At 63.4% G+C, this 12,931-nt stretch carries 13 protein-coding genes and 1 pseudogene; 7 read left to right on the forward strand and 7 right to left on the reverse strand.

The window, feature by feature from the left end; translation table 11 throughout:
• The first annotated feature begins 175 nt into the window (after positions 1 to 175).
• From IVA80_RS09980 to IVA80_RS09990, 3 genes are all read left to right on the forward strand, one after another.
• Complete coding sequence (locus tag IVA80_RS09980) at positions 176 to 1,243, forward strand: glycosyltransferase family 1 protein (RefSeq protein ID WP_247428651.1); 1,068 nt, start codon at positions 176 to 178, stop codon at positions 1,241 to 1,243.
• Positions 1,244 to 1,303: 60 nt separating this feature from the next.
• Positions 1,304 to 2,635, forward strand: coding sequence for an O-antigen ligase (locus tag IVA80_RS09985; RefSeq protein ID WP_247428655.1), 1,332 nt, complete (start codon positions 1,304 to 1,306; stop codon positions 2,633 to 2,635).
• 121 nt (positions 2,636 to 2,756) lie between these two features.
• Positions 2,757 to 3,902 (forward strand): GNAT family N-acetyltransferase, encoded by a 1,146-nt coding sequence (locus tag IVA80_RS09990; RefSeq protein ID WP_247428658.1) that lies wholly within the window; start codon positions 2,757 to 2,759, stop codon positions 3,900 to 3,902.
• Between the two features lie 28 nt (positions 3,903 to 3,930).
• Here the strand turns inward: IVA80_RS09990 and wrbA are convergent, their stop codons facing one another.
• The 3 genes from wrbA to IVA80_RS10005 all read right to left on the reverse strand — a co-directional run bounded on the left by wrbA (position 3,931) and on the right by IVA80_RS10005 (position 6,166).
• The gene (gene wrbA / locus IVA80_RS09995) at positions 3,931 to 4,530 is read right to left on the reverse strand and encodes an NAD(P)H:quinone oxidoreductase (protein ID WP_247428660.1); all 600 of its coding nucleotides are present in this window, start codon (positions 4,528 to 4,530) and stop codon (positions 3,931 to 3,933) included.
• A 152-nt stretch (positions 4,531 to 4,682) separates the two neighbouring features.
• Positions 4,683 to 5,381, reverse strand: coding sequence for a pirin family protein (locus IVA80_RS10000; RefSeq protein ID WP_247428662.1), 699 nt, complete (start codon positions 5,379 to 5,381; stop codon positions 4,683 to 4,685).
• Between the two features lie 32 nt (positions 5,382 to 5,413).
• On the reverse strand, positions 5,414 to 6,166 hold the full coding sequence (locus tag IVA80_RS10005) for an SDR family oxidoreductase (RefSeq protein WP_247428664.1): 753 nt from the start codon (positions 6,164 to 6,166) through the stop codon (positions 5,414 to 5,416).
• Positions 6,167 to 6,284: 118 nt separating this feature from the next.
• On the opposite strand from IVA80_RS10005, the gene IVA80_RS10010 reads away from it, so the two are divergent.
• Positions 6,285 to 7,220, forward strand: a complete 936-nt coding sequence (locus IVA80_RS10010; protein WP_247428666.1) for a LysR family transcriptional regulator — start codon at positions 6,285 to 6,287, stop codon at positions 7,218 to 7,220.
• Positions 7,221 to 7,285: 65 nt separating this feature from the next.
• Positions 7,286 to 7,806 (forward strand): annotated as a pseudogene (locus IVA80_RS10015) (transposase).
• Positions 7,807 to 7,921: 115 nt separating this feature from the next.
• Here the strand turns inward: IVA80_RS10015 and IVA80_RS10020 are convergent.
• Complete coding sequence (locus IVA80_RS10020) at positions 7,922 to 8,179, reverse strand: hypothetical protein (RefSeq protein ID WP_247428668.1); 258 nt, start codon at positions 8,177 to 8,179, stop codon at positions 7,922 to 7,924.
• A gap of 146 nt (positions 8,180 to 8,325) precedes the next feature.
• Here IVA80_RS10020 and IVA80_RS10025 point away from each other — a divergent pair, with 146 nt between their 5' ends.
• Both IVA80_RS10025 and IVA80_RS10030 read left to right on the forward strand, forming a co-directional pair.
• Positions 8,326 to 9,312: a tripartite tricarboxylate transporter substrate binding protein gene (locus tag IVA80_RS10025; protein ID WP_247428755.1), complete on the forward strand. Its 987-nt coding sequence runs from the start codon at positions 8,326 to 8,328 to the stop codon at positions 9,310 to 9,312.
• Between the two features lie 95 nt (positions 9,313 to 9,407).
• Entirely contained in the window at positions 9,408 to 9,758 is a 351-nt protein-coding gene (locus IVA80_RS10030) for a hypothetical protein (protein ID WP_247428669.1), read from the forward strand.
• A gap of 6 nt (positions 9,759 to 9,764) precedes the next feature.
• On the opposite strand, the gene IVA80_RS10035 is transcribed toward IVA80_RS10030, so the two are convergent.
• The 3 genes from IVA80_RS10035 to IVA80_RS10045 form a co-directional block, all read right to left on the reverse strand.
• On the reverse strand, positions 9,765 to 10,232 hold the full coding sequence (locus IVA80_RS10035) for a YbaK/EbsC family protein (RefSeq protein ID WP_247428671.1): 468 nt from the start codon (positions 10,230 to 10,232) through the stop codon (positions 9,765 to 9,767).
• Positions 10,233 to 10,272: 40 nt separating this feature from the next.
• The gene (locus tag IVA80_RS10040; protein ID WP_247428673.1) at positions 10,273 to 11,004 is read right to left on the reverse strand and encodes a haloacid dehalogenase type II; all 732 of its coding nucleotides are present in this window, start codon (positions 11,002 to 11,004) and stop codon (positions 10,273 to 10,275) included.
• Positions 11,005 to 11,234: 230 nt separating this feature from the next.
• The gene (locus tag IVA80_RS10045) at positions 11,235 to 12,797 is read right to left on the reverse strand and encodes a winged helix-turn-helix domain-containing protein (RefSeq protein ID WP_247428676.1); all 1,563 of its coding nucleotides are present in this window, start codon (positions 12,795 to 12,797) and stop codon (positions 11,235 to 11,237) included.
• Between the last annotated feature and the right edge of the window lie 134 nt (positions 12,798 to 12,931).

Raw genomic sequence — 12,931 nt, forward strand, 5'->3', positions numbered from 1 at the left:
CGATCGCAACCTTGGCATACTCGCATTACGGCCAAATCGTTGCCGCGAAGATCTGCGCGGCTCTGGTTTCGTAGATTAGCGTTAAGCCGGTGGCATTAAGCCTGTCGCAAATTTGGAAGAGTGCGACAGCCGGTCCCATGCGAGAATGCCGACCTGATTGCCGCGGATGGATCCGGTGCCCGCAAAGACGTTCGAACACGACCCCGATGCGATGGTCCTCAACCTCTTCTACGAGGACAAGGACGACCGCTGGTTTCCCGGCGACCGGCATCTGCGGAGCATGGCGCGCCGGATGCTGCTCGGCGAGCCGCGCATGAGCGGGCAGCTTCGCGTGTTCCTCAATCTCTGCGCGGGACTCGACCGGCTCGGCATCCGTTACCGCGTCAACGACTACGGCTACATCGCGCAGCATCCGGGCGAACTCGCCTGCATCATCGGCCGCACCTTTCTGCTCGACAAGTTCGCGTGGAAGAATCCGATCCTGCTCGGCGTCGCCGCCCACAATCATCCGCTGGACGATCCCGACCTGTTCAAGCGCCTGCCGGTGAAGAAGGTCGTGGTGCCCGGCCCATGGTACGTCGACATGTACCGGCCGTACTGGCCGGACACGGAGGCCTGGCCAGTCGGCATCGACACGGATCTCTGGGCGCCGTCGCGCACCTCGCAAAAGACCGTCGACGTCCTGATCTACGACAAGGTCCATTGGGACCGCGAGCGCTACGCGCCGGAGCTGATCGAGCCCGTCCGCGCCCGCCTCCTGAAGGAGGGCCGCTCGTTCACGGAATTGCGCTACGGCAGTTACAAGGAAGAAGACTACCAGTCTGGGCTGGCGCGCTCGCGCGCGATGATTTTCCTGTGCCAGAACGAGAGCCAGGGCATCGCCTATCAGCAGGCTCTGTCTTGCGGCGTGCCGGTGTTCGCCTGGGATCCCGGCGGCCCGTGGCGCGACCCCGATTATTTCCCGCATCGCGTCCGGTTCGAGCCGGTGTCGTCGGTGCCGTATTGGGACCCGCGCTGCGGCGCCAAGTTCGTCGACATCGCGGGGTTCGAGGCGGGCTGGGACAATTTCTGGGCCGGGTGCGCCGCGGGTACGTTCGACCCCCGCGGCTTCGTGCTCGACACTCTCACGCTGGAGCAGCGGGCGCTGCAATATTATGAGATCGCGCGCAGCATCGTGCAGCCGCAGGCGGTGGCGCAGAGCCCCAATGTGCTGGTTGACGGATGGTTAACGGGGATGGGCTAAGACCTCAGGCTTCCCCGGCTTCACGACCTGCCTTGAGCCATGGATCGCAGCGCCGCTGACATGACTGACGTCGAGACCCGAACGCTGGGCCACGTCCTGCACGATAGGCTCGCGGGGCTGAATGCCGCGCAGGCGGCGCGGTGCCTCGTCGCGGTCGCGGCGCTGCTCCTCGTGCTGGTCACGCTCGATCCGTTTCCCGACCTGCGCAGCGAGGATGTCGCCAACGTCGTCGGCGGGCGAATGGCGCTCGCCTATGTCTCATGGGGCCTCCTGGCTGCGGTCGCGCTGCTGTTCGTCGCCGCCACAGATGCGCCCGCGCTGAAGAGCCTGGTCACCCCGCTGCATCTCTGTCTCGTCGGCTGGCTGTTGATCAATATCGTCTTCTCCGAGAGTCGCGGCGTTTCGATCCAGCGCTTCGTTCTCGCGGCGAGCGTGACGTCGCTCGCCGTCGTGCTGCCATTGCTGCCGCCGACGCAACGCAGCTTCAATCCGTGCCTCGGCGTCGCCGCGCTCGTGCTGCTGGTGCTGTGCTATCTCGGCGTCTTCCTCGCGCCGCAATATTCGATCCACACCGCCCTCGACCTCGCCGAGCCGCAGCTTGCCGGCGACTGGCGCGGCAGTTTTGGCCACAAGAACGTCGCTTCGCCCGTCATGACCATCCTGGTCTATGTCGGCATTTACCTGTCTGCCGTCGGCTCGTTCGTGATCGGGCCCGCGATCGCCGCGCTGGCCGGCATCTTCCTGATCTTCACCGGCGGCAAGACGTCGTCAGTGCTGTGCCTTGCGATCTACGCGCTCGCCTCGCTGGTCTATGTCACGCCAAGCCTGTGGCTGAAGCGGCTCATCTGCTTCGTGCCGTTGATCGTGATGAACCTGCTGACGGTCGGCAGCGTCTTGAGCCCGGCGCTCGGGGCGATGACGCGGCTGCTTCCGCTCGATCCGACCTTCACCGGCCGTTCCGCCATCTGGGAATTCGCGCTCGCAGCCGTCGCCGAGAAGCCAACCATCGGTCACGGCTATGCTGCCTTCTGGGACAATGTGACCGCGCGGCAGACCACCCAGGGCGCCGAATGGGCGACGTCCGCTGCCCACAGCCACAACAGCTATCTCGACCTCGCGGTCACCATCGGCTTGCCGGGGCTATTGCTCGTGATCCTCGTCTTCGTGCTCGCACCGCTCGGCAATTTCCAGTCGGCCCAGGCCCACAACCGCAGTCGCGCGCTGGCAAAACTGTTCCTCACCGTATGGCTGTTCGGCTTGTATTACGGAGCTACCGAGACCTTCCTGCTCGAACGGCAGAATCCGATCTGGTTCATGTTCGCTCTTGCCGCGGCAGGCCTGCACTTCCTGGCCAGGTTCCAATGCGTCGAGCAGATGGAACCGGAGCGTTGACAGCTTGTCGCAGCCGGGGCGGCAATAGTGGCACCGGCTTAACGATAAGCAGCAACGTTGCTTGTGGTCTGCGACAAAACATAATCTATCCGGAAACATTCAGTAATCGTATGTCGCGCGGATGACGTTTCTCAGCGTCGAGCAACCAGATGGTCGGGTCTCCAGCACGTCGGGAATCGCGGTCGATTTCGTGCGTGACTGGCGGCAGGCCGCATTGCGCCTGAACGCAGGGCATCGCACCGCTTTCCAGCATGGTTACTGGCTCGGCGCCTGGTACGAGGCGTTTCACGGCTTTGCGCCGCTGATCGCATTGATCTGCGATGCCGCGACCGGCGAGGACATCGCGGTGGTGCCGCTGATCAGTCACGTCAGGCGCGGCATCCGCATCGTCGAATTCGCCGACCTCGGTGTCTCCGACAACAACGCGCCGATCCTGGCGCTCGAGGCCGCGTTGGACGCGGCGGAAATGCATGCGATCGGCAAGGCGCTGGTCGACGCGTTACGCGCCTTGCCCGACCGCTTCGACCTGCTGCGCCTGAAGAAGATGCCGGCCCAAGTCGGCGGCAAGCCGAACCCGCTGGTGTCGCTCGGCCGTGCCGGGGCCTGCTCGCTCAACGGCAATCTCGTGCTGACGGGCGACGACTATGAAGCCTACCAGGCCTCGATCAAGCGCATGCAGATGCCGCGCTGCTGGCGCGTCTTCAGCCGGAACAAAGGTGCACGGTTCGAGATCGCCTCGGATGTCGCGCGTGCGCGCCAATTGCTGGATGTCATGGATGTCCAGCAGCAGGCACGCATGCGAAAGCTCGGCTCGCGCTTCGTCCTCAACGATGACGCCCATGCGCAGTTCTATCGCGACGTCGCCCGCCAGGGTGTCGTGGACGGTTATGCCGTCATCTCGGCGCTGGTGTGCGACGAGGGCGTCGTCGCCACCACGCTTGGCGTCAGGCACGGCGCGACCTATTCCCTCCTGCGCATCAGCCACGCCGGCGAGTCATGGTCGAGCTGCTCGCCGGGGCTGCTCGTCACCGAGCGCACCATGGCGGCGTTGCATGCAGAGGGCGTGCGCCGGTTCGACCTCAGTATCGGCAATCAGCACTACAAGCGCCGCTTCGGCGCCGAACCGGTGCCGCTGACCGATGTCAGCGTCGCGCTGTCCTGGCGCGGCACTCCTTACGCATGGCGCGACCATGCCGCGCAGGGCCTGCGCCGCCATCCCAGACTGGCCGCCCTCGCGGCGCGCGCGATGGGCAAAGGGGCGCGCTGAAGCAGCCCCGTCGCATCACCCGTGCAGCTTAGCCGTGTAGTTTCTTCGCGGTCTCCGCGATCTGGCGTCCTTGATAGCGCGCGCCGGCAAGCTCGTTTGCGCTGGGCTGGCGGCTGCCGTCCCCGCCGGTGATCGTGGTGGCGCCGTAGGGTGCGCCGCCGGTGACCTCGTCGAGCTTCATCTGGCCGGCAAAGCCGTAATTCATGCCGACAACCACCATGCCGAAATGCAAGAGGTTGGTGATGATCGAGAACAGCGTCGTCTCCTGGCCGCCATGCTGCGTCGCGCTCGATGTGAAGGCGCCGCCAACCTTGCCGTGTAGCGCGCCCTTGGCCCAGAGCCCGCCGGCCTGATCGAGGAAGTTCGCCATCTGCGAGGCCATGCGGCCGAAGCGGGTGCCGGTGCCGACGATGATCGCGTCGTAATTGGCGAGGTCATCGATCTTGGCGACCGGCGCAGCCTGGTCAACCTTATAATGGGACGCTTTGGCGACCTCGGCCGGCACCAGCTCGGGCACGCGCTTGACGTCGACGGTGGCGCCGGCGTCGCGCGCGCCGTCGGCAACGGCATTGGCCATCGCTTCGATGTGGCCATAGGCGGAGTAGTAGAGGACGAGAACTTTGGTCATGATGGTCTCCGTTGAATTCAGATTTGGTGGGTTGAGTTATTTTTTCTCTGTCATTGCCGGGCTTGACCCGGCAATCCATCCTTCTTCGGAAGACATTCCCGAAGAGCGATGGATGCCCGGCTCAAGGCCGGGCATGACGAGTTGTTGTGTTGCTACGCCGCGTCGACGAGCACGATCTCCGAATCTTCCAGCGCCGTAATCTGCAGCCTGTCCTCGTCGCGGATCGCGGCGCCGTCGCGGGCGTTGACGCGCACCCCGTTGATCTCGACCGCACCTGCCGCCGGCACCAGATAGAGGTGGCGCGACTTTTTGGCCGAATACTCAGCCGTTTCGCCGGCCTTCAGCGTGGTGGCGAGCACCCGCGCATCGGCGCGGATCGGCAGCGCGTCCGTATCATCCTCGAAGCCGCTCGCGATGGTGACCAGCTTGCCGGAGCGGTTCGCCTTCGGAAAAGGCTTCGAACCCCAGGTCGGCTGTCCCCCGCGCACCGTCGGCTCGATCCAGATCTGGAAGATTCGGGCCTTGTTCGGCTCGACATTGTACTCGGAGTGGCGGATGCCGCTGCCGGCGCTCATCACCTGCACGTCGCCCGCCTCGGTGCGGCCCTCGTTGCCGAGGCTGTCCTGATGGGTGATCGCGCCCTCGCGCACATAGGTGATGATTTCCATGTTGGCGTGAGGATGGGCGGGAAAGCCGGTGTTCGGCGCGATCTCGTCGTCGTTCCACACCCGCAAGGCGCCGTGTCCCATGTTGTTGGGGTCATAGTGACTGGCGAAGGAGAAATGGTGCTTGGCCTTGAGCCAGCCGTGATCGGCGCCGCCGAGCTTTGCGAAAGGTCTGAGTTCGATCATCTGCGTCATTCCTTGTGTTGGACGGGTGGCGGCTAGGCGCCGAAACCGCCGTCGACGTTGAGCACCGTGCCGGTGACGAAGGAGGCTTCCGGGCTCGCGAGGAAGACGACGCCGGCTGCGACTTCTTCCGGGCGGCCGAAGCGCTGCAGCGCGTGCTGCTTGCGCTGCGTCTCGGCGAACTCGCCGCCGTCCTTCGGGTTCATGTCGGTGTCGATCGAACCGGGCTGCACCACGTTCACCGTGATGCCGCGCGGGCCGAGGTCGCGTGCCGCGCCCTTGGTGTAGCCGACCACGGCCGCCTTGGTGGCGACGTAGTCGGCAAGGCCCGGAAACGAGGCGCGGTCGGCCAGCATCGAGCCGACCGTGACGATGCGGCCGCCTTCACCCATCAATTGCGATGCGGCGCGGATTGCCGCGATCACGCCATGCACGTTGATCGCATCCTGCCGCGTCAGCGCGTCCGTATCGGCGTTGGCATCGTCGATCGCGCCGCCTGCGGCGACACCGGCGTTGTTGACGAGGATGTCGAGATGGCCGAATTCCTTCGCGACATCGTTGACGAGCTGCGTCACGTCCTTGGCTGAGGCCTGGTCGGCCCTGAAGGCACGAGCCTTGACACCCCTGGCCTTCAGATCGGTGACCACCGCTTCGGCCTTTTCGGGGGAGGCGACATAGCTGATGGCGACATCCGCGCCTTCATCGGCGAGAGCGCGGGCAGAGGCCGCGCCGATGCCGCGCGAACCGCCGGTGACGAGAGCAACCTTGCCTGAGAGCTTCTTGGTCATTGGATTTCTCCATTCCTGAACTTCTGATGGCCCTTGGATAAGTCTTCGCCTGTGGTGTAGAAATAGAAACTGTTGAAACGCATTGTTTCCTATAACGCCCCCAATTGGAATGGTTCTTATGGCAAAACTTCCGGATTTCGAGGCGCTCGCGATTTTCGCAAAAGTTGTGGAATTACGGTCGTTTGCGGGAGCCGCGAGCGAGCTCGCGATGTCCAAGGCGACTGTGTCCAAGGCGGTCACGCGTTTGGAGGAGCGGCTCGGTGCCCGGCTGTTCAACCGCACCTCGCGGCGGCTCGCGCTGACCGATGCCGGGCACAAGCTCGCTGAACGCGCCACGCGTCTGCTCGTGGACGGCGAGGCGGCCGAGAACGAGGCGCTGGCGCAATCGGTGGCGCCGCGCGGCCTGGTGCGGCTCGCGGTGCCCATGACGTTCGGGATCAAGGCGGTGGCGCCGCTGTTGCCGGAATTTTTCGAGACCTATCCGGAAGTCTCGGTTGATCTGCATCTGAGCGATGCGACCGTCGATTTGATCGGCGAGGGCTTTGACATGGCGGTGCGGATCGCGCGGCTGCCGGACTCGTCACTGATCGCACGGCGGCTCTTCACCATGCCGCGCTTTACGGTGGCCGCGCCGTCTTATCTCAAGCGCCACGGCCGGCCGACGCATCCGATGCATCTGGCCGAGCACAAATGCTTCAGCTACGCCTATCTCTCGACGCCCAATGTCTGGCACTACACCAATTCGGCAGGCGAGCAGGCGAGCGTGCGTCCGGGCGGACAGCTTCGTGTCAATAACGGCGAAGCGGTGATGCCGGCGCTGATCGCCGGTCTCGGCATCGCCGAACTGCCAGAATTCATCGTGGGCGAGGCGATTTCCTCCGGCGAGGTCGAAGTGATCCTGAAGGACTGGAAGCAGGCCGAAGGCGCCGTGCATCTCGTAACCCCGCCCGGCGGCCCGCGCCCCGCACGCGTTGAGGCGCTCGGCGATTTTCTCGTCGCGAAGTTGCCGGGCACGTGCAAGTGGCGGCCTAAGAAGGGTGTCAAAGCGGGGTAGCTATCGTAGGGTGGGCAAAGGCGCTCTTGCGCCGTGCCCACCACTCTCGTCGAGAAGCATGCAACATGCCTCAATACCGTCGAGCAAGAGGCAATGCATTCTTCTTCACGGTTGTGCTGGCAGACCGGTCGAGCACGTTGCTCGTTAATCGAGCTGATCGCCTGAGACGAATTTATCATACCGTTCAGCAGCGCCGCCCGTTCGAGACCGTCGCGATCTGCATTCTGCCCGACCATCTTCATGCCATTTGGTCGCTTCCGGAGGATGACGCCGACTTTTCGTCGCGATGGAATCTGATCAAGGGCGGTTTTTCGCGAGGTTTGGAGGCGCAAATGCGCTCGATAAGTAAATCGAGAAAACGCGAAAAAGGCATTTGGCAACGACGCTACTGGGAGCACGCCATTCGCGACGACGCGGACTTGGCGCGGCACGTTGATTACATACACTTCAACCCTGTGAAGCATGGCCTCGTCACGCGCGTGCGCGATTGGTCCCTCAGCAGCTTCCATCGCTACGTCGACCAGGGCACTCTTCCAGTGGATTGGGGAGGGACATGCGGGATCTGGCGGGGCAGTTCGGAGAATGATGGTGGGCACGGCGCGCGAAGAGCGCGCCTTTGCCCACCCTACGAGATCTCGCTTGTCTATCCTCCGAACGGCTATCGTAGGGCGGGCAAAGCGAAGCGAGCCCACCACCTCTGACTACGACACCTTCACGCCGTCGCTAGCAACAATGCGCAGCCTCGGCTTCAGCGTCTCTTCCAACTGCGACTTCAATTCGTGAACACGTGGGTCGGTCGAGCGTGCCGCGCACACCGCGTATTGGTGGACGGATTGCGCCAGGGCGTGCCGCGCTTCCGGCGTTCGCGTCAATTCGGGCTTCGAAAGCCGCAGGACGATCGCGGCGAGATTCACCAGCATCTCGTCCAAGGCGATGTCGATGGTCGCAAGATTCCGCATCACTCACTCCCTGGGAGGGCAACAGTGGGTTCACGGATGCGTTCCGGGCGGGCCCGGACATGGTCAATGCTTCGTTAACGCCTTGTTCTTGCCGCGTGGCACGTTAGGCTGGCGAAACAAAGAAAACCGGGGGCGAGGGGACTATGATGGATCGACGTGATCTCTTGCGGGCCGTTGCCGCACTTCCGTTGTTGCGGGCTGCATTGCCTGAGCCGGCCTTCGCGCAAACCTATCCGATGCGCAACATCACTTTGATCGTGCCGTTTCCGGCGGGCGGTCAGGCTGATCTAGCCGCGCGTCCCGTGGCGATGGCGCTGGAGCGGATCCTCGGCAAGCCCGTCATCGTCGACAACCGCGCCGGTGGCGGCGGCGGTTCGGTCGGCAACGCCGCGGCGGCGCGCGCCGAGCCTGACGGCTACACGCTGCTGATGACGCTGTCCTCGCTTGCGGTGCTCCCCGAAGCCGACCGTCTGTTCGACCGTCCCGTTGCCTACGAAATCTCGCAGTTCATGCCGATCGCGCGCGTGCTCGCCGATCCGACGCTGCTCGCGGTGCCGGCATCGGCGCCGTGGAAGACGGCGCAGGATTTCGTCGAGGATGCGAAGAAGCGCCCGGGCCAGATCACTTACGGCTCGTCCGGTCCTTACGGAACGCTGCATGTCGCAATGGAGATGTTCGCGAGCAGCGCCGATATCAAATTGCTGCATGTTCCGTTCCGCGGCGCGGGCCCGGCGCTGACCGCGCTGCTCAGCGGTACCGTGCAGGCGATTGCAGCCGCACCCGGCACGCTGAAGCCGCAGGTCGACGATGGCAAGCTCCGCGTGCTCGGCAATTGCGGCGCGCAGCGCATCGCGAGCTTTCCTGACGTGCCGATCTTCCAGGAGCTCGGCTACAAGGATGTCGAGATGTACATCTGGGCCGGCCTGTTCGCGCAGAGCTCGCTGCCGGCGCCGGTCGCGAGTCGGCTGCGCGAAGCGATGGCGCAGGTGATGACGAGTCCCGACGTGCTCAAGTCGTTCGAGGCCTCGGGCAGTCTCGTCGCCTATCAGGACGCGCCGGCCTTCTCCGAGTTCGTCGCCACCGACAGCGCGCGGCTGATCGCGGCGGTGAAGAAGATCGGCAAGGTGGAGTAGGTTCCAGCCACGCTTTCACATTTTGTTGTTGGTCCAGAACCGGCTCCCGCCTCATTGTTTGATGAGAATTTGAGGGAATCGAGAAGGATCGGGACATGCGAACAGAGCGGATTGCGCTGGGTGTCGCGCTTGCGATCGGTGGCACCGTCGCGCAGGGCGCCGCCTCCGCCGAAGAGTATCGCGGAACGATGGAACAGCAGATGGCGTGTACGCCTGATGTGTGGCGGCTGTGCAGCGACCATATTCCAGACGTGAGCCGCATCACGGCTTGTCTGCAGCAGAACACGCCACAGCTTTCGAGCGGCTGCCGGGCAGTGTTCCAGTCCAACAATCAGATGCAGCCGCAGCAGCAGGTTCCGCGCAATCGCGCGGCGCCCTCACCGCGTTACAACGCTGCGCCGCCGCCTCCGCCCGCGCCGCCGCGGCCTTACGATGAGGACGATTAGCGCGCGTTACGATCTGACTTCGCAAACGTCGATCCATTCGGCCGCGACAAGCTCGGCCATCCGGTCGGGCGCGATGCGCACGGCGCTGTGGGTCGACCCCGCGGCGGGAACGACGATGTCGAACGCTTTCAGCGACACATCGCAGTAGATCGGCAGCGGTGATTTCAGCCCGAACGGGCAGACACCGCCGACCTCATGGCCGGTGATTCCGGCGACCTCTTCCAGTCCCAGCATCTTCGGCTTGCCGCCGAACGCCGCCTTCACCTTCTTGTTGTCCATGCGCGAGGTGCCGGCCGCGACGATCAGGATGACGCGCTCGCCGATGCGCAATGATAGCGTCTTGGCGATCCGTCCGGGCTCGACGCCATAGGCCTCGGCGGCCAACGGCACCGTGGCCGAGCTGATCGGCGATTCAATCACGGATATGTCGGGAGCTTTCTCGGCGAAGAAGGCGCGAACGGATTCCAGGCTCATTCAGGTGTCTCACGTGCGGGCGGCGATCCCTGGGTCATCCCTAGATGATCCCGGGCAGCTCGGACAGCGAACGGACGCGGTGGTCCGGCGCCAAGCCAAGCTCGTCCATCTGGGTGCGGATCGCCTTGAACATCGTCAGCGGTGCCACGAGTTCGTTCTCGACGCAAGCCAGCGCCACCGCCTCGGGCGTCACGCGCTCGATCCAGGCGACGTTCAGCCCGAACGACTTTGCGCCCGCCACGTCCCAGGGATTGGACGAGACGAACAGCACCTCGTTCGGCGCGGTGCCGAACACCTCGCCGATCAGCTCATAGGCGTCCGGGCTCGGCTTGAAGATCTTCTTCGTATCGACGCTGATCGTGGCGTCGAGCAGGCGGTCGAGCCCGGAGTTGCGCACGAGCGCGTTCAGCATGTCCGGACTACCATTGGAGAGGATGGCGAGTTTCCTTGGCTTCAGCGCCGCAAGCGCATCGGTCGCGTCCGGATAGAGATCGAGGTGCAGATACTTCTCGATGAGGCGTTCGAACACTTCGCCGTCATAGCTCAGCCCGAGCACCCGGAGCGTATAGGCGAGCGAGTCGCGTGTGACCGCGGCAAAGTCCTGGTAGCGCCGCATCAGCGAGCGCAACCAGGTGTATTCGAGCTGCTTGATCCGCCAGATCTGCGTGATGATCTCGCCGTAGCCCGGAAAGGCATCCTCAGTGGTCTCCGCGACGGACTGGATGTCGTAGAGCGTTCCGTAGGCATCGAAGACCACGGCTTTGAGGCTCATGGGTTGTCCTTCCGGGCCGTTTGTGGTCATAAGAACTGCGCTTGGGAGTACGCATAGTCGTCAGCTTACCAAAGCACGGCGGACTTGTACCACTGCAAGCGTGATCGGCGGCTTGTCGGTTCTTAGAGATCAACCGGAAATTCGCAGGCGAGCGCTAGATCGACGCTTTTGACCCAAAGACGACGTAGGGCAGGAACGCGCTGAAGTCGACTTCAGACCCGGAGCGCTCATCACCCTTCCGGCACGCCAGCGAGGCGCCAGCCTTCACACAAGCGCTGCAGCCCGGCAAGGTAAATTGGATTGTCGCTTTGTTGAGCTGCGAGCAAGCAACCAATGGTGAAACCTGAGTTGAGCGCAAGTCCCGTTCTCGCAGCAGTTCGCGCCTCATCGAGCGCGCCGGTCAAGGCCAAGGCAGCGGCGAGCGATATATGAGCGAGATGAAAGTTACGATTCGCCTCGGTGCTTCGTCGCAGCCAACTGACGGCTTCGACGTCTGAACCAAGCAGCAGCTTGGCCACGCCCGCAAAACACGCCCACTGGTAGGCGAAAACGTCGCGAGGAGAGAGCCGTAAAGCTTCGAGTATATGGCCTTCGGTCTCGGTAGCGCGACCTAGGTAGGATTTGGCGAAACCAAGGGCAGCATGAGCGTGGACCAAATTCGGAGCCAGCGCCAACGCATGTTCGAACTCACGGATGCCTTGGGCGGCCCGGTTCGTAAAGGTCTGGACCCAACCCCGAGCCATGTGGGCTGAGGCACTGTTCGGCCTAATCGACAATACCTTGCTCACCATCGCCTCGGCCGCCGCAAGCCGCGCGGGCCCATCATCTGTCGTAAAGCTACCTCCAACTACCGTATCAACATTTGCCAGACCAATCATTGCTTCGACGTTGCCGGGATCGAACTCCAGCGAGCGCTCGAAGAAGCCCCGCGCTTGCGTCACGCATTCAAGGCTAATCCCCTTCATCAACCAGGCCCGGCCCTGGAAGCACAAGTCCATCGCATCGGGATGCAGCGTACGCTCGGCTCGTCGCGCCTCAGCCTCGATGAGCTGGGCACCTAATGTGCCGGCGAGCCTCGATACGATTTCGTCCTGCATATCGAACAGGTCGACGACAGGCTTCTCGAAGCGCTCGGCCCAAAGATGCTGGCCGCTCCTGGCATCGATCAGCTGAACATTCATCCGAAGTCGCTTGCCGCTGCGTTGCACTGAGCCTTCGAGCACGTAGCGAACATTCAATTCGCGGCCGACTTGGCGCACATCGACAGCTCTGCCCTTGTATGAGACGGCGCTGTTCTGTGCCATTACAAATGAACCACCGATGCGCGACAGGTCCGTGGTCAGACTCTCGGTTATACCGTCCGCGAAATAGTCCTGCTCACGATCACCGTTCAGGTTCGCGAAGGGTAGCACGACGATGGACAGGCGCGGCGGCGCTTCGCCGGTTCGCTCAATTAGGCCAATCGTCTCATTTGCGGGCATCCGGTCTTCCTGCACTGCGCCAACGAAGCGGAAACCTCTGCGCGGCAATGTTTTGATCAAGTGCTGTTTCTCGCCCGTGTCGCCGATTGCGCTCCGGGCGGCGTTCAGGCGAGTCGTTAGCGCGGCATCCGAGACGATGCGACCCTTCCAAACGGCGCTGACGAGGTCGTCTTTGCTGACGACGCGCTCCCTGTTCCGGATCAGGTATTCAATCAGGTCGAATACTTGGGGTGTGACAACGACCTCTTCCCTTGCGCGCTGCAGTTCGCGCCTGTCGGTATCCAATGCGTAATCCTCAAACAGAAAACGCAAGCTGCATTCCCTCTCGCGGCCACCTCTGAAACCCAAGAATAAGCTGTCGGTAAAGGAAATGTAAGCCAACTGTTAAGCGCGCCAGGGGATTTGCCGGCAATCTCGCTTGGCAGAAATAGACCAACCTGGACACT

This window comes from Bradyrhizobium sp. 139 (genome assembly GCF_023074175.1).
In the GTDB taxonomy this organism is placed as follows: Bacteria; Pseudomonadota; Alphaproteobacteria; order Rhizobiales; family Xanthobacteraceae; genus Bradyrhizobium.

Bases quoted from the DNA above. Each gene is read 5' to 3' on its own strand.
- IVA80_RS09985 (WP_247428655.1), top strand. From the start codon at position 1,304: ATGACTGACGTCGAGACCCGAACGCTGGGCCACGTCCTGCACGATAGG.
- IVA80_RS10000 (WP_247428662.1), bottom strand. From the start codon at position 5,381: ATGATCGAACTCAGACCTTTCGCAAAGCTCGGCGGCGCCGATCACGGC.
- IVA80_RS10020 (WP_247428668.1), bottom strand. From the start codon at position 8,179: ATGCGGAATCTTGCGACCATCGACATCGCCTTGGACGAGATGCTGGTG.
- wrbA (WP_247428660.1), bottom strand. From the start codon at position 4,530: ATGACCAAAGTTCTCGTCCTCTACTACTCCGCCTATGGCCACATCGAA.
- IVA80_RS10010 (WP_247428666.1), top strand. From the start codon at position 6,285: ATGGCAAAACTTCCGGATTTCGAGGCGCTCGCGATTTTCGCAAAAGTT.
- IVA80_RS10030 (WP_247428669.1), top strand. From the start codon at position 9,408: ATGCGAACAGAGCGGATTGCGCTGGGTGTCGCGCTTGCGATCGGTGGC.
- IVA80_RS09990 (WP_247428658.1), top strand. From the start codon at position 2,757: ATGACGTTTCTCAGCGTCGAGCAACCAGATGGTCGGGTCTCCAGCACG.
- IVA80_RS10005 (WP_247428664.1), bottom strand. From the start codon at position 6,166: ATGACCAAGAAGCTCTCAGGCAAGGTTGCTCTCGTCACCGGCGGTTCG.
- IVA80_RS10040 (WP_247428673.1), bottom strand. From the start codon at position 11,004: ATGAGCCTCAAAGCCGTGGTCTTCGATGCCTACGGAACGCTCTACGAC.
- IVA80_RS10025 (WP_247428755.1), top strand. From the start codon at position 8,326: ATGGATCGACGTGATCTCTTGCGGGCCGTTGCCGCACTTCCGTTGTTG.
- IVA80_RS10035 (WP_247428671.1), bottom strand. From the start codon at position 10,232: ATGAGCCTGGAATCCGTTCGCGCCTTCTTCGCCGAGAAAGCTCCCGAC.